Source organism: Alphaproteobacteria bacterium, from assembly GCA_016722515.1.
GTDB lineage: Bacteria > Pseudomonadota > Alphaproteobacteria > Rickettsiales > JADKJE01 > JADKJE01.
In genome coordinates this window covers 402,579-425,730 of sequence record JADKJE010000003.1, presented here as the reverse complement: position 1 = coordinate 425,730, position 23,152 = coordinate 402,579, and the positions used below count along the sequence as shown (strand labels likewise).

Annotated in this window: 12 protein-coding genes and 1 pseudogene; 5 read left to right on the top strand and 8 right to left on the bottom strand. The window is 39.9% G+C overall.

The window, feature by feature from the left end; all coding sequences use genetic code 11:
- Nucleotides 1-199: 199 nt before the first annotated feature.
- A complete protein-coding gene (locus IPP74_10500) occupies nucleotides 200-10,612 on the top strand; it encodes a hypothetical protein (protein ID MBL0319698.1) in 10,413 nt (3,470 codons plus the stop codon).
- Between the two features lie 196 nt (nucleotides 10,613-10,808).
- Nucleotides 10,809-12,572, top strand: a complete 1,764-nt coding sequence (locus tag IPP74_10495) for a hypothetical protein (protein MBL0319697.1) — start codon at nucleotides 10,809-10,811, stop codon at nucleotides 12,570-12,572.
- 151 nt (nucleotides 12,573-12,723) lie between these two features.
- Here IPP74_10495 and IPP74_10490 read toward each other — a convergent pair whose 3' ends face one another.
- Nucleotides 12,724-13,926, bottom strand: a complete 1,203-nt coding sequence (locus tag IPP74_10490; GenBank protein MBL0319696.1) for a glycosyltransferase family 4 protein — start codon at nucleotides 13,924-13,926, stop codon at nucleotides 12,724-12,726.
- Between the two features lie 16 nt (nucleotides 13,927-13,942).
- Here IPP74_10490 and IPP74_10485 point away from each other — a divergent pair, with 16 nt between their 5' ends.
- Together IPP74_10485 and IPP74_10480 are read left to right on the top strand one after the other, a co-directional pair.
- On the top strand, nucleotides 13,943-14,749 hold the full coding sequence (locus IPP74_10485) for an alpha/beta hydrolase (GenBank protein ID MBL0319695.1): 807 nt from the start codon (nucleotides 13,943-13,945) through the stop codon (nucleotides 14,747-14,749).
- A complete protein-coding gene (locus IPP74_10480; GenBank protein ID MBL0319694.1) occupies nucleotides 14,746-15,594 on the top strand; it encodes a squalene/phytoene synthase family protein in 849 nt (282 codons plus the stop codon). Before IPP74_10485 ends, IPP74_10480 begins: the two co-directional genes overlap by 4 nt.
- Nucleotides 15,595-15,701: 107 nt before the next feature.
- Here IPP74_10480 and IPP74_10475 read toward each other — a convergent pair whose 3' ends face one another.
- The 3 genes from IPP74_10475 to IPP74_10465 all read right to left on the bottom strand — a co-directional run bounded on the left by IPP74_10475 (nucleotide 15,702) and on the right by IPP74_10465 (nucleotide 18,072).
- A complete protein-coding gene (locus IPP74_10475; GenBank protein ID MBL0319693.1) occupies nucleotides 15,702-16,511 on the bottom strand; it encodes a hypothetical protein in 810 nt (269 codons plus the stop codon).
- A gap of 244 nt (nucleotides 16,512-16,755) precedes the next feature.
- Nucleotides 16,756-17,019, bottom strand: a complete 264-nt coding sequence (locus tag IPP74_10470; GenBank protein MBL0319692.1) for a hypothetical protein — start codon at nucleotides 17,017-17,019, stop codon at nucleotides 16,756-16,758.
- Between the two features lie 54 nt (nucleotides 17,020-17,073).
- Nucleotides 17,074-18,072, bottom strand: a complete 999-nt coding sequence (locus tag IPP74_10465; protein MBL0319691.1) for a hypothetical protein — start codon at nucleotides 18,070-18,072, stop codon at nucleotides 17,074-17,076.
- A gap of 136 nt (nucleotides 18,073-18,208) precedes the next feature.
- Between IPP74_10465 and IPP74_10460 the strand changes: the two are divergent.
- Nucleotides 18,209-19,485 (top strand): annotated as a pseudogene (locus IPP74_10460) (IS256 family transposase).
- On the opposite strand, the gene IPP74_10455 reads toward IPP74_10460, so the two are convergent.
- From IPP74_10455 to IPP74_10440, 4 genes are all read right to left on the bottom strand, one after another.
- On the bottom strand, nucleotides 19,474-20,712 hold the full coding sequence (locus IPP74_10455; protein ID MBL0319690.1) for a hypothetical protein: 1,239 nt from the start codon (nucleotides 20,710-20,712) through the stop codon (nucleotides 19,474-19,476). The pseudogene IPP74_10460 and the gene IPP74_10455 overlap by 12 nt on opposite strands.
- 503 nt (nucleotides 20,713-21,215) lie before the next feature.
- On the bottom strand, nucleotides 21,216-21,593 hold the full coding sequence (locus IPP74_10450; protein ID MBL0319689.1) for a helix-turn-helix domain-containing protein: 378 nt from the start codon (nucleotides 21,591-21,593) through the stop codon (nucleotides 21,216-21,218).
- Between the two features lie 214 nt (nucleotides 21,594-21,807).
- Complete coding sequence (locus IPP74_10445) at nucleotides 21,808-22,665, bottom strand: folate-binding protein YgfZ (protein ID MBL0319688.1); 858 nt, start codon at nucleotides 22,663-22,665, stop codon at nucleotides 21,808-21,810.
- Nucleotides 22,656-23,126 carry a hypothetical protein gene (locus IPP74_10440; protein MBL0319687.1) on the bottom strand — a complete coding sequence of 157 codons (471 nt, stop codon included), beginning with the start codon at nucleotides 23,124-23,126 and terminating at the stop codon, nucleotides 22,656-22,658. Before IPP74_10440 ends, IPP74_10445 begins: the two co-directional genes overlap by 10 nt.
- Nucleotides 23,127-23,152: the final 26 nt, after the last annotated feature.

Genomic DNA, 23,152 nt, shown 5'->3' with positions numbered 1-23,152 from the left:
ACTTTAATGAATCTTGCTTAGAGATCAATTGAAACTATAACCATATATTAAATTTATAATATTATTGAATTTTAAGTGTTTTTAAGGTAGAATAGACAAGATGATGGGTGAAAAAAAGAGTGCAGCGCCTTTCCATTTTTGATGGCAGAAATATCCTAAATCTTCAATAGATAAAGCGATTTGGAGGAAATGGTAGAATATGGGAAGAAAGAAAAAAACATATAACACTGAGGATAAACGACTACCTACTACTCCTCAAGAAGTAGAGCAAGAAAAGACAAGAGTCGTTGTCGAACGTCTGTTTAATGGCTATTTAGAAAGCATATCGGGCACTAAACGTGATTCTTCAGTTAAAGATCAGGATTCTCTTTTTAAGAAAAAAATAGAGGATTATATTACTCTCTATAATTGTATAGCCGAAAAAGGTCTATTTGGGATAAAAAGTCTTAAAGATACAAACGTTAATGACGATATTAAATTTTTAATAGATGAAACATTGAAAATCGAAGTACTAGTGAAAGACCTATTAAACGACAATGATTCCGTTAATGCATTTAAAGAATTCACAGCTAAAAAACAACCAAATATCTTAAAAACTGTTGTTGATTACTATGCAGCAAGAATGGATCCTCTTTATGGAGAATTGCTAGAAGTATTCCAGAATAATCCACAGTTGTTTGTGGATAAAGAATTTACAGTGTGGCTTGAGAGATGCCATGAAAAGGAAGAATTTGATTTTTCAATTTTAAAAGAAGGAGGAAGTTGTCATAACAATCTAGTTGAAGAAGATCGGCACCGTTTAGAGAGCATTTCTGATTCATATCATTCTATAAAGCAAGAAGTATCTAATTTTAAAAAATCTGAGCTATTTAATACACTTGAAGAAGGTCTTAAAAATGCTCTTAAACCAGCTGCAAATAAATTTAAAGACCTTTCAACAGCTGAAAATTTATTTACCTTTGGAAAAAGCAACGAGGGTACTAGTGCATTTATTCGGCGTACCAATGAATTGAGTAAGAAACAGCAGAAAAAAGGCTTGGAATTTGAAGAAATGTTAAGTGAATTTCATAAAAAGCTGGGTAAAGCTGAAGAAATTCAACTTTTCATTAGGAAATTAGAGTCTAGTCCTGATGGCACTGATAATTTTAAAAAATCTCCTTTTAAAACCGATGCTATTGAAAAGACATTATCGACGTCTATTACAAACATAGATAATAAAAATGCCCTTAATACGACCTGGAAAGCATTACAGAATATTTATGTAGATTTGCCCCACGAAATACAGGTTGAATTAACCCGTGATGCACATGATGTTATAAGCGGCAAAAGGGACGTAAGCAATTTTATATCAAATGGTGAGGCGAAAGGTGAAAGCCTAGGGGAATACTCAAATAGATTGTCCCATTTACACAGAGGAGAAAAATCTGTCGCATTTCTTACTGCTGTCACAGACTTTAACAAAATCATTGCGCCTCATTCAGAGATTCAGATTGATTTATATACAGCACCAAGTAGCTTCGATCAACCGCTCTACAATAAAAAACTGGACGATATTGTTAGCAAACAAACCGCTATCCCCCTCACTATCCGAAAAGCTTGGGAGCGCATTCAAAATGCATATCAAACATTGTCCGCAGATCTCCAGATAGAAGCCGCAGACCATTCACGTAATCTTTTCAACAGCCCATTAAATGTAGCTTATAGCCGCTATATTGAAAAGGATGGTGCAGGCGGAATGATACGACGTTTTAAAAGCTATCAAGGGATCTATGTTCGTGCCGTTATCATACAGGATATCAGCCAATTATTGTTTTCAAGTTCGGTCAATCAAGGCGAAAAACCTCCAGAAACGATAAAAGAAAAATTAGATGCGATCAAGAATAAGGTTGAAACGGGTGATGCACATCTATTAAGTGGTTATGATGCTAAGCTGCTAGGAGTGACCGCTGAGAGATGGACAAGTATTGCTAAAACAATACCTTTTATACAGATGACCTCAGGGGCTGCAGGCGCGCAGGTACTAGCCGAATTAGCAGGAGAAAAATATACTGAGCAATTAAATGGCTTTTTCCAATCATTGGATGCAGAAACCCAACGTAGCATTCTTTTCCAATCCGTTGGTGGCTCCATTACGTTATGTCTGCATGACATGGTATCGAGTATTTCTAAAGATAACAATATTAATCCTGATGAGAAAATACTTTTATTCAATAAAGCACTAAATATCATGGGTCAAGGATTAGTTGATGAGGTTAAGAATGATAGTACAATAGTAGTAAAAGAATTCTGTAAAGAAGCTCGAACTGTGCTCGCTGGAAGCGGTACCACTGATGCTAAATTGGATAATTTTAAAGAGGTAGTGAACAAATACTCTTCTAACCCTGAACACGGTTTTGCACGATTTGCTTTGAAAAAAGAAGCAGAGGAATTGCAAAAAAAAGAAAAAATTATTTATTATTTAAAAAACATTACCCTAAATGTTGAAATTCAAGAAGCACATATCGATAGAGGTAATGTTCTGCGAATTATGTCAGGCTATCAACCTGTATTTTTACATCAGGAAATGATTGATATAGCACGTAAATTGATGGATCCTCAATATCACCCTGAATATAAATTAAACCAGTTGGATACATTCAAAGATAAACTAGATCACGAAGCAGAACATAACTATCTTCAGACACTTAAAAAGCTATGTGATGTCAAAGCCTATCCTAATATCAATGCAGATAACACGCTTATTGCCATTCCCGGTCAAGATCTTTATTTTAAGCCAGACGATTTATTTCAAATATGGGGCAATGTGCTTCTTGTAAAAGCTAGCACAGAATTGGAAAAACCTCCGTCCCCAAAAACATCCAAAATATTTAATTTTCCCAAATTTAAATCAAGGGCACAACTCCCGGTAAGCAATGCTGAACAAAGGAAACATGCGCAAGCGTTAGTAGAACAAATATCCGCTGCTGTTAATTTAGTAAAAGTGGTTGAAGAGGCTATAAAAACACCACTTCATAAAATAATTGCATTAAGTGCACAAGAAGGGATTGAATGGACAGACTGGCAATCAGTCAATGATTTCATGAACACCATAGACCTTCAGTTTAAAAGAAGCGCTGAACTTAGAGCACAACGTAACATATTTGATAAGATAACCAATCACCTTACTATCAATGGTGTATCTGGTGCTATTGAATCAATTTTACAAAAACTCGATGATAATATGGTAGCTTTTTATCAAGCAGAAAGGAAAAGTCAGCAGGAGATCTTTAAGGAAACAAAAAGTAAAAAAAATGAAAAAGAAGATCCAGTAAAAGAAGAAAAATGGATAGCAAAAAAGCCATCCAAAAGCACCTCTCCTAAGGTTCAGAATAGCGCGACGATTGCTAATGATAGCGTTTTAGAAATATGTAATGCCATTGAAGAACGTTCATCTAGTAATACGGAAGAAAAAGAAAATGACAGGCAGCGTGCAGTCATTGACAACCAGCTAGAATGCTTGAAAGGATTAGAGTCGAGCATTAAGGAAGGTGCATTCGGCGGCGGTACCGTTGCTGCCAGTATCCGTACCGCTACCTATTCAAAAGCAACAAGAATACCTTCCCTGGAACCAAATGACATTGCAAAAACAATGCTTTCTGGTGTTAAAGATACTGATCGTTTAATGGTATATACTATCTTAGATAAGCATGGGGCACTTTCCTTCGGAATGCAATCGTATATACAGAAGGCTGTTGCTAACAAGATAAAAGAACTGCATGCTCAAAGTGAACCGCAGACTATAAAGCAGCAATGGCAATCGGTTCGCGTTAAAAAAGAGAATCTACCTATTCGAAAAATTGATATAAGCAAAGAGGGGAATGAATTTTTTACCAGGCCTTTTGAAGAAATGCCAGCGACCGAAACGACGGCTCGCTACAAGACGGAAAGAAAGAAGGAAAGTAAGGAGAATAGTAAGGAGAAAAGAAAGGAGAAAAGAAAGAAGAAAAGAAACCCAGGAAATAAATCAGGTTCATTCCCGCTAGAAACTCCTTCTTCATTAAACAGCAATCCCTTGTTTAGAAAAGATAGTCCTGAGTTTAAGTTTTTCTTAAATATCTCTCAAAATACCGATAAGAAAGATCACGGGCAAGAATGGGCAACGGGAACAGGAATTAATAACATCCTTCATATCTGCCTGGGCTCCACGCATGCTCATATCGTCCATCCTGACCAGCTTTCCACGGCAAGTCCCTTTGCAGATGGGGATGTTGCAAAAGAAGCATTTAACTCTATAAAAGAGACTCTAAATACATTTAAAGGCAATCCTCAGGTGATAAACCCTGAAGTAGCTAAGAACTGGCCAGAAATTGATATTCCTAAGCCTGTTGTAATGGTATTGAACACCGGGGATTATAGGCTTTCCGAAGCAGAGAACGAGCAGATAAAAAATCAACAAATGACGGTTACCGCCACAAATGCTGGTTCCCATTGGGTAACCTGCGTCATATTGCCGAAACAATATAAACCACCACAAGGAGACCCTTTGAACAATGAAAAAGAATTAGTATTTCTCATTGATTCTCTTGGTCCGCGTACAATTTCAGATGCGTTCAAAAATGCCTTGACGAAAGACGCCGAATATACGGTACCTAGTGATTTTTTACCTGAATATAACGAGGAAAACGGCAAACGCATCATTCTTGCCCCATTACCTGATGCCGAATTCCCTGTAATTCCAGAATCAAAGCAACAGGTAGGCTGCGTAGACTGTGGGTGGTGGGCAACCTATAATGCGCTGATGGTTGTCTTAACCGGCAGAACTGACTATATGAATCAGTTCAAGGGCGACAACCGTGCCCCGGCCGAAGCGTTAAGATATTGCTGGCCAGCTCTTTCAGGTGAAGTGCATACGGATATTTTTAATAAGGAGGATAGTCTTTTTCATTCTTCGCATAACACAATAGGACAAAGTACACAAAAAAAACAACAGCAGGAGCTAGCCAAAAAAGAACTGGTTAATAATCAAGAACAACACGTACAAAATTGTAAGATAGCTATTTTAAAAATTAACAAACAAACGCTACATAGCTTTCTTGCAGATAAGAGTGATGACGGTAAAGCCATTCTTGATGCTGCTTTTAATGCGATTGAAAATGATTTAAGCGAACGAGGTGTCAATGTAGAAGGGTCAACCTCTCCTAGAGATGAAATAAAACAACATAAGGGTAAAACTGGTTTAATTACTGTACGCAACCGTTATGTTGCAAGTTGTCGTACCGCTATAAAGGCTGCGATATCGCAGCCTTTATTGGATAAAATTAACACAGCAAATTCAGTTGACGAGACCACCCCCAATCATCTTGATTATTTAGAAAAAAGGCTACACCTTGTAACCAAGGTTTCTGAAATCAAAAGTGGCATTGAATTAAAAAACATTATTGCTAACCTACCTAATGATCAAGATCTAACCAGGATTAGTAATGCGTTCATTAAAGAAAATGGTGATCGTGACGTTGAAGAATTTTGTATAAAATGTGTTAAACAGCATTTTCTCGAACAAGTCAGCATTGCTGAAGATGCATTAAAAAAAGGGAAGTCTCAAGTACTTAACGTCGTAGCTGAAGAGCAGCAATCTAACGTTATCCACGAACCTAACCCAATACCTCCTAATGAAGCCGATTGGGGGCCATGGCAAGCAGTGCGGGATAGGGTTGAAGTTGGAGACGGGAAATTAACGCCACAACAGCAGGAGCAATTTTATATTGAATGGCTGGTTCGATCCAAGCAAATAAACGCAGATACTCATTACAATAAAATTAATGATTTTAAACAAAATTTAATTGGCTTATATGAGCGCATCGTTAAAATAACTGAAAATAATAGGATTATAGAACGCAACATACCCCCTGATGACTTTGATAATCATATAACATCCTTAATACGTTTAATAGATAATAACCCATCTTCATTTAATCATATTGAATCAAGAATAAATGAAATAAATCCTCGTTTATTAGCGCCTCTAGTTCCGTCTCAATCAGACATTGCTAATAATAGAGATTTAACAGGTGCACAAAAACTTGAACAGCTTGTATTTAACGAATGGAATATTTCTGAAGAAAACCATGAAAAAATACCAAGTCGTATTTTTTCTCTTGAATCAAGTGACAAACAAGGGAAAAACGATCTTCATTCCTGGACAACGGGTACTTATGTTAAAATAAGCCGGATATCTGGGATAGATGTCGTACATATTATTCCAAGTGCGACCACAGCAAACAAGGTTACATCTGAAAACCGAGTTTTTCACAAGCTTGAAGCAGGAGAAAGAAATCGAGAGGGGCTTAAAAATAAAATTTTGGAACAGCAGATCTATTTTGTATGCGATGCTTACGATAGGGAGGTTGAGCAAGGATTCAAAGGTGGCTCTAAAAGTAAAGATTTAATACCACAGGCTGCCAAAGCAATAGCATGGAATATTTATCGCGCTTATAGCCAAAATAGTGTCGGCGAAAACACGCCAGTTGGAGAACTATCTGAACAACAAAAGCTTATATTACAGATTGAAAACAATATTACAGTGACATTGAGCGCTGGAATCTTAATCGCTCCAGATCATTTGAGAAGTCTATTTGATTATAGCAATAAAACAATAAAATCATTAGAAGTTCAAATAGCGGGTAAAGCTTCAAAGGATAAAATGGATGTTAAATCCCTCAACCAGCTAGTAAATGGAGTGTTAACCCAAAGTTTTAATGATGCTATAGCACCTGATGCATATCGTTTGAACGCGTTATTGCCAAGCGTCGCACATGCAAATCTAAAAATTAAACTACACGAACATGTTAATGCCGATTTAGATAACTATAATAAAGCCTCCCCAAAACCAGAACTTCCCTCTCATGATCCTGTAAAGCTTGCACGTCGTGAAGCCCGAAAATTGCGAAAGGATTTATTAAAATTAATTAAAGAAGGAAGGGTATCGAAAGGGCAAAACAAGCCAGTTAAATTGACACCGGATCAACAAAGCCAAGTGTATAAATTAATCTTGAGTTCCTGTGAAGCAAACGCACCAGGACAACTGAATTTAGATTCTATTAAAGGTAAAGTCGAAGGACCGGGAGAGCTCGATGATATAAAAGGCTATTTATTAGCGGCCTCACGCCGGTTATTTGGTAATCCTCCAGTTCAACAAACAAAGGATAAGGATATCGACTTCCAAACTTTTGGATATGGAAACGTTGACCATTATGGACTTCGCTCTGCTATGACGTTAATGGGATTGTCCGAGGAACAACGCACTACTATTTGGCAAGAAAAAGTTATTAACTCACTTAAGACGTTATGTGAAAAAGAGATAAATATAATTGAAGCAAAAAATAAAGAAGACAATATTAAGTTAGAAGAATGCAAGTCGGCGATTATCCATGCTTGTGAAGATAATAAAAAACTAGAATCGGCTAAGTCTTTTTATGGTTCTAACAAAGAATTGTTTGACCAAGCTATTAAGGCCCTTTACTCAGATGCCAAAATGAGCGATGTGTTGGGTGCACTTCCATTTGCAAATGAAAATTTTATAGCTGAGTTTAGTGAACTCTATAATATTGCAAAAGGAAAACTTTCGCAAATAACCAATCGTACTTTTAATGCTGATCTAGATCTTGCGGCGACCTATAACCGTTTATTACAAAATAAAACTACGGATTATCCTACACAAAAAGCTATAAGTTCAGCACTTTGGACATTTGCCAGTGACATAAAAGATCGCTACGTCAGGTTATTGGATAATTTACCAACAGCAAAGAGAGGGGAAGAGAGTGATAGAAAAACTCATATTGCGAAAAAGAAAGAAGATCTTAAAAAGATCAATTCTAAAAACATCGCAGAATCGGTTAATTTAGAACAGATTAAGAGCATTAATATCGAGGGTATGCTAGCTGAAGAGATTCGTATTATTCTTAATGAGTTGGTAACAAAAGTCAATAATTTGCCACAACCATCTGTTGACAAACAGATAGAATTTTGGCAAAAGAAGAATAATTTTTGGGTAGTAATAAAGAGGTTTATGAATGCCAACGCTGCAATGTGTGACAGTTTTGCCGATAATCTCAGAGCAGATGATAGTGACATTACAACAAAACCAGCATTATCACCCTTAATCCAGGAGCTATTGACCCCTGATAAAGGTATTCGATCGGCCATTAATGCTGCGTATCCCAACTCTGCTGATGAGAAGAATAAGTTAATAGCTGCTGCCAGGGTTGAATTCAGGAGTGTCTGTGATAAGCAACTATTACTTTGCAATGAGCACATTAAAATTTGTAATGAAGAGGCAGAACGGGTTGTCCAAGAAGCTCAGGAGGCCGTATCTCGGGAAAACGCAGAACGACTTAAAAACTGCAAAACATATATTCTCACCCCAACCGAGGCTAATGTCAATTCGCTATTAGCAATACTGTCTCAACATCCGGATGTTGTCAGACAGGCCTTTACCGACATTGAAGCCGGACTTCAAACAGATCCGATGGCGCTAACCGGTGATCAATTAACCGCTATGAAGACTAAAACAGCTCCTGTAATTGAAATGGTAGTCAATTCTCAATGTGGTAATGCAGAAGAGTTAGCTAATGAACTTCATAATTATGGAAATACCATTGGCGAAGCTATTGAATTAAGTGATCATGCCAAGCTAGTTGATGAAAATAATCAATATACACAGGCTCTTGGGATATACTATACAATTCCTATTATTCAAGGAACTACACAGGAGAGTCAGCGTCAACATTTGGCTGAGCAACAAAGACTTCATGCGCAAAGACAAGGTTTAGAACAGAACGCAACCACCGCAATAAACGATTATTTACGTATAGAGTACCATACAAGGAATGCCGATGCTGGGGACAATGAATCCCTGGACAAATTTATTGAACGAAAAGGACACGTTCTTTTTAATGAACATGTGCAAGGTAAAGAAGATGTTCAAGTTCAGCAGTATATTACTTCCCTGAATGCTCAAAAGGAACGGGACGCTAAAACTGCATCACTTAACCCCGTTTTTAATGAAAAAATAAATGCCCTATTCATAGCTGCTGATAACGCCGGCATTAACGAGAATAATTACGCTGTTAAAATAGATTTCTGGCAAGCTGTAATTGAAGCGGATACTCAAAATGATTTCGTTCAGGCCGTCGAGACTACAACTATTGCAGCGAGCAATGAAAAAAATCTTTTATTAGGTGCAGGACAGAAGGTCTTTGGAACTGGCGCTAATAAAAATGAACCTGAGTACGGAATGCGTGGTGCCATCAATGCTGTGTATGATGCAGATGACCAAGTAAATACTTGGAACATTTTAAAACATAAACTGGTAGTTGGTGCACAGCAGCGAGTAGCAGCCGCTCAACAGCAACAACAAGAGGAAGAGCAGGTTGCAGCCGAAGTTCAAGCATGTAAAATTGATATTATAAACGGTCATGCACGTAATCTGGTAGGCGCAACTGGCCATATTAGACTTTTAGCTTTCAACGCTATTGAAGCAGATATGCAGGCACGTGGGTTAAATATCGAAGCTATTATACATGCTAGGCCTCCGGTGGAGAATGACAGCGCGGTTCCTCAAGTGGATCTTAATCGGTATTTAAGTGCGTGCCACGAAGAAATTAACACTTCTATAACACAACCGATTATTGAGTCGGTTAAGCAGCAATTGCCTGTGCCTGATGGTCATTTCGCTGCTAATCGTCCTAATTTACAAAGACGTCAAGATTTGTTGCAACGAGTTGCGGCAATCAATTCCCAGGCAAATTACCAAAACTGGCATGCCGAAGAACCATTGATTAACGTTCCACTATTAGCAGCGAAAGATCCTTTCTTTAGGGATGGTGATGCAGTTGTAAAACAATTTTGTATCGATAGTTTTAATACACAATGCCTGCGTTCGGTTGCGGAGCAAGTAGAACTCATTGATCGTGCTGTGAATGCAGCACCTGTTATAGCCCCCCCTATAGTGGCACCTAATCCTGTTATAGCACCTCCTATAGTGGCACCTAATCCTGTGATAGCACCTCCTATAGTGGCGCCTAATCCTATAGTCGCAGCCAATCCAGCTCCTCAACCTGTTGCGGCCAAGCAGAAACAGGTAGCGCGTGGTAAAGCTAAACAACAGCAACGTGATAAAGACCCAGAACCATCACTTAGCCAAGAGTCAAAACCGTTCCTTTTCGACCAAACGGACAAGCCCCAAAACGCTTCCTGGTCTTCTGCAGCTAAGCATACTTTATGTTCAAAATGGGGCTTGGCGATTGCAACAATTTTGGTGTTAGCCATTTTTTGCGCTCCTTTCTTACCGGTCGTAGCCAGCTTTGCGGCCATCACACTTCCAACAGGGTTGCCGTTTTTGGTTACCCTTGGTGGTTGTGCTCTTGCTGCTGGAGCTTTTGGATATAAGGCAAATGCTCATCATTCGCAGCAAACAAAAGCTTACCAAGCTGAATTTAAAGCACAACAACGCGACCAGGGCGGAAGTAACTACCGCGATGTCGTCTCCAAAGAACAATCCAAGACCCTCCGTGATAAACAAACAGGGAAGGTGGTCGATCTTTCGAAAGGCTCTGGCAGGAAAGTGGGTGGTTAATAATTATATTTTTCCAAGATAACAAAGATTGTCTGTCGAATGCTTACTGGACTCTAGTGATTGACACAAGGGGCGGGGCTGGCCATTTATTTATATTATGAAATAAAAACATCATCCTTCATAAATATACAGCATATATATAGTATACATTGTTTATTATAATTTATAACTATTGTATTAATTGTTGGATATTTATATGACTAATTCAACTGAGAATTTAAATTGCACGATTTGGGATATTTTGAAATACCTGGTTCCACCTCAGCAATTTCAGGAGATAAAACAAAACAGTACCGAATGGGAAGATATTGATTTAGCGGAACATGCAGGAAAATTTAACCGACTCTATCACAATAAACGCTTGATGGCCTTGTTTAAGGTTCATTTCCTTGATCCCTGTGATATCGATCTCTGGGATGATTTACTCATAAAAGATGAAGCAGGTATAGAAGCGTTTTTAGGTAAATATAACGATGTTGTGCGTGCTGCGGTTTTTCTTGCGGATAGCTCTCATTATGATTTATATGGTTGGAATTATTTTTGTTTTCTCCATTTTGCGTTTAATGATGATGATAATAATGATCTGCATCAAGAAGCCTTGCGCGCACTAGCAGCCAGCCATTACAGTAATTTACACGTATGGGACTTCACTGAACGATTCATTCCATTAAATGACCGCCTATTAGCAACATTACTTCCTCAACAAGAGATAAGAGCTATCTTAAGTGATAATCAACAAATGCTGTGTGCCATCAAAGCGTTTGCTTTGGTCAAAGATATTGCGTCGTTGCGACAATTAGAAAATGCGGTACCTCATGTTTATGATTCTGCCATGCGGCGTTACCTTTTAGGTGAAGCTAAAAAACATAATACGTATAACTGGATTATGGAGCAACACCCTTTGGGCGGCAAGAGCATAGCGGTTAAGTTTAGTGGTTATGTGGACAAAAGAGATTATGCTAATGCCTTTCAATTATTTTTTGAAAATAAAGAAAAAATCATTCAATCGGGTGACACACATCAGGTTAAAGATTCATTATCTACATTATTGAAAGTTACCTTATTAGAACCAAACATAAATTTCATGCATAAACGAGCATTGCTTGACGCATATATAGACGTGCATGGTGGGATAGAACAGGCGGTTAGTTATTTGTTTCAGCCCCATACTCATGCCCATAATCATGATTGTCTGCGGGCTGTAATGTTGTTTTTAGAAAGAGTGGATAGGCAGCAATATAAAACGGTCTTAAACAGTTATTTTGTAGAGCTATGCAAAGCAAATGACATCTTTAAAATAGAAGCATTATTACGCTCATCGGCTAGGCCGTTGATTCATGTTAAGGAAGCTATAGAAAAAATTATCACCTACGTTAAAAATTCCCACTATCCAGAGGGGCTTCATGTGCCTTATAGTCTTTTGGTTGTCGATCTTTGTCATAAAGACCCAATACAGTCATCTTTAAGTCCAGAGATATTAAAATTTATAGGCTATGGTTTAGTATCCTGCGCCCGTGATATGAATATTGATAAACTAAAGCGATTCCTCCGCAAAGATTACGATCCGTACGTATGCCAGGAAGGCATAAACGGTGCATTTGCATCTATTAATGACCATTTAGCTCCACGCTCGCTTCCTAACAACATTTCTATTCAGCAACATAAAATCCTTCGGCTGCAAGAAAAGCAGGCTAATTTATCACGCGATTTTAAATGTGCGCCCAGAGATGAGAAAATTTTAATTATGCAGGAACTTGATAAGGTCAAGGAATCCATTTTGAATAACAAAGAATCGATTTTGGAAACGCAAACAAGTATAAATAAAACCCTTCCTTTTATAAGAAAATTACTTGAAAGGCATGAGCGACTGGATCGTCGCCCTACATTTTTACCAACATGGGCGTCACGCTGTACCCCCCAACCTCAGCAACCCGTAACAGTGGAATCACGTATGCTCTAGGGCATTTTCATGTGTAGTTGTGCGTGGGAAGAATGACGAAACTTTAGACGTCCTCATCTAAACATCGGCGATCCAGCACAACACTCATGGCGCAACCAGTGCAATTATCCGTTCTTCCTACGCACAATTAAAATGAAAATGCTCTAACTAGTTAGGCATATTGTTCAACGTCTTGCACGGCCATAGCAGAAGGTACTAGTAATTCCTGATAGACTGAAAGCGTTTTGTTGACCATGGTATCCAGGCCGAAATGTTGTCTGATATGTTCACGGGATACGCGGCTCATGGCTTTACGCTGGGCATCCGTTAAGGTGAGGGCGTGACGGATGGCATCAGCAAGGGCACGGGCATTGCCAGGTTCGACTAACCAGCCTGTTTCACCATGTTTAACCGTTTCTTTGGCTCCACCATGGTTAGAGGCAATTAACAATCGTCCCATAGCCTGTGCCTCCGTTGCTACCCTCCCAAACGCTTCAGGTTCAAGGGAAGGGCTTACAACCACCTCCGCTAGCATATAGGCGGCTGGCATGTCGAGTGTACTTCCGGCAAAATGGACTGAACCAGCCAAGCCATATTTATCAATAAAATAGGCCAGATCATGGGTGTATTCCGAATGAAGCCCTTGATCATCGCCGACAAACACGCAATGGTATTTATCTTTTGGAATTTCGCAGAGTGCTTCTAAAAGCAAGGTCTGGCCTTTCCAATGGCTAAGGCGTGCAGGGAGCATGATGATAGGCCTGTCTTCTGGAATTTTCCAATCACGCACCAACGAGATTAATCGTGAAGGTTGTACCGACTCAGGATCAAAATGCTGTAAATCGACACCGCGATGAATGACGCGGATGTTGGTATTGTCGACATTATAATGTTGACGTATGTGGTCGGCAATAAATTCGGAAACAGCAATGACCTTTTCGCCCTTCGTCATGATGGCGTTATAACGTTGTTTTAAATCACTATCAATTGAGTACGTGCCGTGGAAGGTGGTTAGAAAATGGACATTTTCACGGTGAGCCGCATAATAAGCACTCCAGGCAGGACCGCGTGAGCGTGCGTGGACAATATCAACCTTATGTTCTTTGATAATTTTGGCAAGGCGGGTGATGTTGCGGTAGATATTAATGGGATTCTTAGAAATAAGCGGTAGCTTAATATGATAGACGCGCTCGCCTTTGAGCCAGGTTTCCAATTTACCGCCTTGCGAAACCACGATTGACTTAAATCCAGCGCGTGCAGCAGCAAGCGCAATATCAATGGTTCCACGTTCTACCCCACCGGACTCCAACGCAGGCAAAACCTGTAATAAAACAGGATTTTTTGTGGCTAACCCTTGATTCTCTATTGACATCATAAACCCCTTAGACAAGATAGATCAAACCTCTAGCGTATCATGTTATCAATTCCATAGGAATAGCAAATTGGCACAGACTTCAAGCATCGCTAAAATTAATACCAACGATGGCCACGTCCTGGCTTATAGCCGTGTTGAAGGACAATCACCCAAGCCAACTGTCCTTTTTTTGGGTGGCTTTATGTCGGATATGAATGGCACCAAAGCCCAGGCGCTCCATCAATGGGCGCAAACCAATAACCGTTCGTTTATCCGCTTTGATTATGTGGGGCACGGTGCATCATCAGGTAAATTCACCGATGGCACGATTGGTCTGTGGCTTGCGAATGTGCTGACCATCTTTGATCAGTTAACGGCTGGACCGGTCATTGTCGTTGGCTCAAGCATGGGAGGGTGGCTGATGTTATTGCTTGCCTTACAGCGCAGCGAGCGTGTGCAAGCATTGGTTGGTATTGCTTCAGCTCCTGATTTTACCGAATTGCTTATGTGGGATTTGATGGATGAGCCAATCAAACAGGAACTTACTTCCAAAGGAATATATACACTGAAATCAGAATATGGCGAAAGCCCTTATCCGATTAGCTGGAAATTGATAGAGGAGGGGCGCAATCATGTTTTATTGCATAAGCCTATTGCCTTGCAATGCCCAGTGCGCCTGATACACGGCATGAAAGACAATGATGTGCCCTATCAACTTTCGTTACAGTTAAGCCATGATTTAGAATCCACGGATGTGCGGACCATCTTATGCAAGCAAGGTGACCACCGCATGTCATCGGCCGAAGATATACAACTTCTTATAGAAACAATCGAGTCACTATGAATAATATATCGCTATCCAATACCAGTATGAATAGTTTGAGGCGCGATCATTTCGGCCGTTATGTTTGTTGTTTATTTGCCCAACCGTCGCAACGCGAGTGGCTGGTGCAGTTTTTTATATGGGTAGAGGAGATGGATGAAATCAAGTATAAGGTTTCTGAACCGATGCTTGGGCATATCCGTATTCAATGGTGGCGTGAAGCCATCGATGCCACGTATCAGGGGAATAGCCCTGATCATCCTTTTCTTGCCATGCTGGCAAAGCAGAAAAAAATAGGTACATTGCCACAGGCTGCATTTGAAACATTCTTAAGTGCCTGTGAGCAGGAAATGGATGGTTTTGTGCCCGATAATTTGGCGGAGCTGGAACAATTTATAGCCAACAAATATAGCAGCATATTGGCTCTTGCGGCGGCACTCTTAGGAAATTTTGAACAATCAACCCAGCAGGCGATACATCACATGGCTCTTGCTTATGGCCACCTGGATCTATTATTAAAAGCACCAATGATGGCACGTAAACAGTGCATCATGCTGCCCAGAGACTTATTAACAGAAGCAGAAATTAATGCCGATGAAGCTCCGCTTGCTGAAAATAAACGCATTGTTAAAGAAATCACCCTCTTCTTGATTAACCGTGCTAAAGCCCAGTTATCTCAAGCTCGCAGTTACAGGAAATACAGTGATCCAGCTGCGCTTCCCATCTTGTTTCATGGCTGTCTTGTTGATGATTCTATCAGGCTTATGAAGAAATACGGTTACTCAACCTATTCTATTTACCCACGGTCATTAGGGGTATTCACCTATATGAAGCTGTATCTGAATGGCTTGGTTAAGCGTTATTAATCGAAATGCGTGACCAGGGCGATTCCTTTAAATACACATTAAACACATAACCCGAGTTCGGAGTCTTTTGCTGGGTGAGATAGGAATCGCTCTGGTTTGTCGACTTTTTAAGCAACCTTTATTTCCTGTACGTTGGACTGGAACTGCCTTCTTTGATTCTCTGCTTCGGCAAAAGAATTACGTCTTTCTAAATTTTCTTCAGAACGGGCGGGCTGATTTCCCGTTTTATTAAGGCAACATCTTATGAGGTCACTTTGAGCTGCTCTTCGACTTAACTCCATGAATACGTCATGACCATAACAGCTAACAAAAATATTAATATTATACGGAGAATGAGAAAACTCCTCGACGAGATTTTCCACGGATATGATTGTCATGGCATAGCTATTATTATCAGCGTCTATAGCTTTGGAAGGCGTGTATTTGCCTGCGAAACGACCAGCACTCATAAGAGGGAATGAAAAATTGAAAGTAGTTTTATTGGGATTGGCTGCGAGACAATTGCTTACGACGTTTGAGCCGGTTGCATTAAGTGCCTGTTGGTCATCGAATTTCGTCTTGGTTCCTTTATATTCACTCAAACCCTTTACATTATAATTAGGTGTAACTGCTGAGCAAACTAAATCAAAGTGCTCGGCTATTTTACCTGAGGCTGGGGTAATTATATTTTGGGTGACAGGTATGATGTTTCCCCAAAGAAGATGCTTATATCGATGAGAAGAATTATCTTTGGCTTCGTTAATGGCCGCTTTAAATATTTTTTTAATGCTATCTTTCTGTATTTGGTTTGCTAAACCGCTACCTCCCCAACATTTACTATTGCACGGGTTAACGAGTATGGAGATGCTATTTTCTTCTCTAAATTGTTCGATTGGTGCATTAGCACCCTCTTCGCGAAATGTAATTGTTAGAGGCATGTTATATCCTTAGTAAAAGAGTTAAGTTTATCAGCCACTTTAACATATTTTTAATATTACGCATCATTTTTTAACATTTTTTAGTCCACAGCAAAGAATAGGAAGCCTAAAATGTAAGACAAGGAGGGAATAGGCACGGTTTTTCTGGGGGGGGAGGGGGATTTTAAAATATGAAACCCGTCATGGAAATGCCTATAAAGCGGTGGAATCATTCCTTCATGGAATGACACAAGGGTATGAGCGCTTACTGATGGGCTTGGATTTGTGCTACAAATTGCCCATAAACTTCATCGAGTTGACCGACTTGAACAAGAATCACATTCTGACGCAGATATTCATTAAAATCGGCCATGACAGATGCTTGTGCATTTTTATAACGATCTACGGTCATTCCTAATCTAAGAGCCGTTTCTTTAATCGAATCATCATTCTCACGCCACTCTACCTGCGTATAAGCATGACCATGCTCTTTAATTACGCGAGAGCGCCAGTTTTGGGTACTTGCCATTTGATTTACCTTTTATACATTGACCTGTGGAACAGAAGCAGGTTCTATCTTAAGTCATTTGGAGAAAGAATTCCCCCCATTTGAAGGTGACTTTAAATTTGGATAGGACGAAGATCTTGATAGAGATTTAACTGTTTTTTTATTTGTATTTTCTTCAATTTTTCTTATTTTATTATCTTTGAGCACCATAAGCTTATCGAGACCGTCTTGTTCATTAAGCAAATCAGACATTGACCCTTGAAGTTTTTTGGTTCCAGGGGATTGCGTTTGGTTTTCAAAAGCAATTCGCGGCTGATTAAGAGTGTTGTATTCAAAAGCAATGTACCACGGAATAGAAGTGTCGTAATCAGAAGCAATTTGCGGATTATTAGTAATGTTGTATTCAAGAGGACGTATCATCGGATGTTGTGGTTGTTGAGGTACAGCTGGCCTTTTAGGAACGGCGGATTCAAAAGCAATTCGCTCCGGATATTTTGGTTGTTGAGGTACAGCTGGCCTTTTAGGAACGGCGGATTCAAAAGCAATTCGCTCCGGATATTTTGGTTGTTGAGGTACAGCTGGCCTTTTAGGAACTTCTGATACAAAAGCAATTTGCCGCTGATTATGAATGTTGGATTCAGAAGCAGTAATTTTCAAGATAGATTCAAGTTGAGCATCCATTCTAACTTGTAATAATTGATTAATATCGTGCTCAAAAGCATTCCTACTTGGTGATTTAAATGTGTCTGGTTCCAGCGGAACGGCAACTTCATCTGCCGGTAGTTTTTCAAGGGCGCTTTTAAAATGATAATGAGCGACAATATCTTGCAATAGTTCACTTTTGTGTTCCGGTGTATCCATCGATGCTTGATAAGAAGCATGATTTGAAACGTGCTGGGGTATAATTCCCGAATTTTGAGCCTTCACGATTATTTGATGATAATATTCATCGTTTGGTAACATCAGAGGATAATCTTTAAACTCTTGCCCATATCGCTGTAAGCGTTCAAGGGCTCGGATATTACTTTCGGCATGTTCAGGAGAATCCTTCATAGTAGTGTTAATGTTACTCAAGGTATCTTCTTCAAATTGCTGTGGATTGTGCGATGTATCGGATGAGATATTTACGGCAATTTTAGCGGGAGTGTTTAAATAACTGTGTCAGTTTCATCAATAGCTGTATATAACAGCGCAACAGGAGAAACTGATTATGAAGAAACAAACAAAAAGAAAAAGCCGTGTCCCCGAATTAACCCCATTGCAACAGGAGATCATCGCGTCGATCAGATCTGGTAAATCCCTGATGGGTGAAGGAGGTGTTTTGACCTCTGTGATCAAGGGAGCCCTGGAGGCGGTTTTAGAAGGGGAACTTGAATCACATCTGAGTGTTGAAGGAGATAAAAGGGTTTATCATGCCGAACCTACTTTAGTGCCTTCCCACACAAACCGTAGGAACGGAAAGAGCACCAAGACGATGCGTAGCGAGCATGGGACATTTGAGCTTGTGACTCCCCGCGATCGTGAATCGAGCTTTGATCCCCAGCTTGTGAAGAAACGACAGACGGTACTTACCGATGAATTGGATAGCAAGATCCTGGCGTTGTTTGGGCTTGGCATGAGCTATGCTGAAAATCTCCGGTCACGTGAAGGATATGTATGCGTATGAGGCTTCTCCCGCTACGATAAGCGCAGTAACTGACAAGTTGATTCCACTGATTGCGGAATGGCGAAGTCGACCACTGGAAGCGCTTTACCCGATTGTCTTCCTTGATGCGATGTTTTTTAAAACCCGTGAGGGTGGCGAAGTTAAAACGAAAGTCATCTATAATATCCTGGGCATAGATAAGGACGGGCATAAGGAGATTCTTGGCTTTTATGCTGCAGAAAGTGAAGGGGCAAACTTTTGGTTGGGAGTACTAAACGACTTGAGGCAGCGTGGCGTAAAGGACATACTTATAGCCTGCATCGATGGTCTGAAAGGTTTTCCTGAAGCCATAAATACACTATTTCCACACTGAAATCCAACTCTGTATTGTGCATCAGATTCGTAATTCCCTAAAATATGTAGCCAGTCGTGATCAAAAGGAATTTATGGGTGATTTAAAGGATGTTTATAAGGCACCTTCCAAAGATGCTGCAGAGTATAACCTGTTGAAACTAGACGAAAAATGGGGGACAAAATATCCCGCTGTCCTCAAATCATGGAATAATAATTGGCACCATTTGTCCGCGTATTTTAAGTATTCCGCTGAAATACGCAAGATGATTTATACCACCAATGCCATTGAGGGCTTTCATCGACAGGTCAGAAAATACACGAAAACCAAGGGTGCATTTACAAGTGAAAATGCACTGTTTAAACAGCTATTCTGCGCCATAGAACGCATTAAAGAAAAATGGACTCATCCCATCCAAAATTGGGCATTGACCATTTCTCAGTTGCATATATACTTTGGAGACCGTGTGGTCATAGACCTAAAAAACTAAGCCCTGACACAGTTGGGTGAACCTTCTCATTTTAGCGTTGGATTGGCTTAATTCATTTTGATTAGATTGAGGCACGTCAGGGAAGAAGTTCAAAATAGATTCTAGATAGGCTGTCTCTTTGTCTTTTATTAACTGATTAATATCGCGCTCAAAAGCATCCTTGATTGGTGATTTAAATGAGTTTGGTCCTAGAGGTGGTATTTGATCTTCTGGTGCGATTTTAACAGCGATTTTCTCATGATGATAAGCGACGATATCCTGCAGAAATGCACTTTTTTCTGAATTATCCATTAGTGCTTGATCGGAAAGATCGCTTAAGACCCCTTTGGATATCATTCCAAGATCGTTAGCTTTTGCGATGAATTGATCGTAAACTTCTGTAGGAATAGGCTGGCCTTCAGACTCACGCTCAAATTGCTGAAATGATCGAACAACTTTTAAATACTCTAGTTCAGAATTTGGTGAACTACTCTGTAAATTACTCAAGGCGGAATGAATTATTGCTAAAGATTCATTTCTTAATTGTTGATTCACTTGCTGTGATGGCACTTCTGTATTTACAGGAATATTTTGAACAAGAGCTTCTTGTCGATTCGTGTTTTTTACTAGTGAGGGAGGCTGCGTTTGAAGATAAACGGATACAGACATGCGCTGAGAAAAGTACCGTGGCTGAATCTCATCAACTTTATTACCTTTTTCTAATGAATTATTGTGATTTTCATTTGAAAGGAAATTTTTTAGATTTGTTGAAAAAGCTTCCTTGTTAGCGGTATATTCACTACTTCTTTTAAACCCAAACTTATCCTTAAGGGATCTTACAAGTGTATTGGTTTTATTAAGTTTTGGATTCCATTTATCGCCTAAAATCTCTCCCATCCGTGATGAAAATTTCATCAAGATTCTATTGCGGTCGTAGTCAAGATCATTGGGGCTGTACTTCTTTTTCCCGTCACTCTTGTCTTCGATGAAATGGCGTTTGATGGTGGATAACACATGTTTCATTTTTGTCTCATCTGTGTCTTTAGCTAAAGCAAGGGCGTCAAGCATGATGCGCCGACCTTGGGCACGCTTGGTATAGTTATTCGTATCCATTAATTTTATGGCTTTAGTTAATGCTTTATCGATTGCTTGGCTCTCTTCTTGATTTCCTCTGTGTTTATTCATGTATTTTTTCATGAATGAAGAGCGGAATTTAATGGAATCGGAATCTTTTTTCTTTTTATTCATATACTTTATAGCCACCTTACTAGTATCTACATAAATATATTATATCATAATTATTTAATTAATTATAGTAATATATTGTTTTTACTAAAAGATGGGCATGTTCTAAAGTGAAGTTAAACATCTTCTTGAAGTGTTTGTTAGTCAACGCCACATTCACGTTTGAAGTGCAAACCTCTGACATTTTTTTAGGAATGCCTCATGAGGAGTTATCCAATTGAGTTTTTTGCGTGGTGTTAGGTTATAGTTATCAATGGTCTCATTGAAATCCTCCTTGTTGTATGTGTGAATGTTCGTTTTCTGGGTAAGTCTCTTCGCAGTCTTCCATTGGTATTCTCGACGTCGCCCTTTGCCATGATGCATATGGGTCGCAGAAGAAGGTTTTGATGTCCAGTGCTTTACCCCATAACTGGTGACGGGTAAATTCACCACCATTATCCAAAGTCAACGACTTGCGTGCTTTTTGAGGTATTTTGGTTAGCAGGTTAAGGATTGCGTTTGCAACGTCAATGGATAGAGACTCTGTTTGGTATACGTGAAGCACCAGCGCCTTTAGATTTCCTTAGTCCCCGCTTTGCTTTATGCCGTGGCAGGAACTTCCAGATTTTTTCTTTTCGTCTGGAACCCTGATAAATCCAGTGGTAGATGGTTTCGTGACAAATGGATTTTAGTTCAGTTTGACCATGCTTAAGATACCCGGCGATTTGCTCAGGTGTCCAGAAATGGTTCTGCATGTGTTCCATAACACATTCCTGGAGCTTGATATCCTTGTCGAGTCGTGCTTGACGGCAACGGCGGCCAGCTGCCAGGCGATGCGCCGTATCCGGCCAATATTGACCCGGAGGGGCTTCATTGCGCTTTAGCTCCCGATAAACGGTACACACTGGACGGCAGATTGCTTCAGCTAAGATATCTTTACTCTTTCATCATAACTTAAATGGTTATATCTTTTCATACGCAACATCTTTTTGATTATCTGTTTTGACAACAAACATCATAAGGTGTTGCACTTCATTTTAGAACAAGCCTAGGAAGCCTAAAATGTAAGACAAGGAGGGAATAGGCACGGTTTTTCTGGGGGCGTGGGGAGATAGGGAATCACGAGTTAATCGAGAGTTTTTGGCCCGCATGTGTCACTGCTTGAGTAAGACTATTTTCTTCTTTAACTAAAGCCAATCCGTCCTTTCCATACGAAGACCCCATCACCCCAATGGGCACAGCCTCATCTAAAATCACCTCGCCTACAGCCGGAAGGGAGGCTTCTCCGGTGATTGCGACAATATGTTTTTTGACCTTTCCCTTATATTCCGTCCGCGCCGTAACCTCTTGCCCCACATAACACCCTTTCTTAAAATCAATGGCATGCAATTCTTTAAGTCCATAATCCAGGGGAAAGGAAGTTTCGGGGATAATGTCTTTGACGCCTTCGGGAATTTTTAGGGAAATGCGCAGCTGGTCATATTCGTCTGCATTAGACCCATCCATAAGGGGGGGCAGAAGTGCTTCGCAAACCATCACCCGCGTGCCTAACCGAGCATCCCTGGGATCAATATAGGCAATCGCGTGGGAAACAGGCAGCGTGGTCGTAAATCCTAAATGCTGCTGCTTAAGGTCTGACAAAACCGTTCCAGGCAGACATAGAACCTTATATTGGCTGGAGACATCCTCTATCACCACATTGGCGCGCAGCCTATACATAGTGAAGCGTTTAATCAGTGAAGTAACCAATGAATGATGGATATCAACTAAAAAACCCTGCTGATGCTTGAGAATAAAAAAATCAGCAAGAAATTTTCCCTGCGGCGTTAAAAACGCCGCGTAGATGGTTTGAGTTGGCGATACTTTATGAATATCGTTGGTGATAATACCCTGAAGAAACTGAGGGGCATCAGTACCGGAAATGGCTATAACAGATCGATCATTTAAGACAATAAATGAACCATCGTTTAGCGGCATGCCTGTACACCATGTAACGTCGCATAATCATTCGCTTTCGAAAGCTTTGCAGAGCGATCTTCTAACACTTGGCTAAACACACGCTCTGTTTGCATGCAGTAGGATTCCGATGAGCTTGAAAGGCTTCGTTTAGAAGCTTCATTGGCAAGCGTAGTAATAAAGCTGTTCATTTTATCGTTAGCACCTCTGCCATAGACACGGTGAAAATACGATTTTAAGACGTTGGCATTTTCAACCAGTTCTGATTTATTATGAGAAACAAAGTTGTTATAATGCGATTGCTGGTGACAAGAAAGTGCCGCAACCATTAGCATGCTCTGCATCGCTCTAAAATCCATGGCTTCTTTTTCGGTAGATGTAGCACATGGCGTAGCCATGGATTGAGCAGGAACCATGAAGGTAAAAGCCCCAACCGCTAACGAGCGTAATGATTTTTGATACAGTGAACCCAAACTTTGCATATTTCCTCTCACATTTCTTATTTATG

What these genes read in the sequence shown, in the direction of transcription:
- IPP74_10455 (MBL0319690.1), bottom strand. Translation starts at nt 20,712, where the DNA reads ATGAATAAAAAGAAAAAAGATTCCGATTCCATTAAATTCCGCTCTTCA.
- IPP74_10475 (MBL0319693.1), bottom strand. Translation starts at nt 16,511, where the DNA reads ATGCCTCTAACAATTACATTTCGCGAAGAGGGTGCTAATGCACCAATC.
- IPP74_10495 (MBL0319697.1), top strand. Translation starts at nt 10,809, where the DNA reads ATGACTAATTCAACTGAGAATTTAAATTGCACGATTTGGGATATTTTG.
- IPP74_10445 (MBL0319688.1), bottom strand. Translation starts at nt 22,665, where the DNA reads ATGCCGCTAAACGATGGTTCATTTATTGTCTTAAATGATCGATCTGTT.
- IPP74_10470 (MBL0319692.1), bottom strand. Translation starts at nt 17,019, where the DNA reads ATGGCAAGTACCCAAAACTGGCGCTCTCGCGTAATTAAAGAGCATGGT.
- IPP74_10490 (MBL0319696.1), bottom strand. Translation starts at nt 13,926, where the DNA reads ATGATGTCAATAGAGAATCAAGGGTTAGCCACAAAAAATCCTGTTTTA.
- IPP74_10500 (MBL0319698.1), top strand. Translation starts at nt 200, where the DNA reads ATGGGAAGAAAGAAAAAAACATATAACACTGAGGATAAACGACTACCT.
- IPP74_10440 (MBL0319687.1), bottom strand. Translation starts at nt 23,126, where the DNA reads ATGCAAAGTTTGGGTTCACTGTATCAAAAATCATTACGCTCGTTAGCG.
- IPP74_10480 (MBL0319694.1), top strand. Translation starts at nt 14,746, where the DNA reads ATGAATAATATATCGCTATCCAATACCAGTATGAATAGTTTGAGGCGC.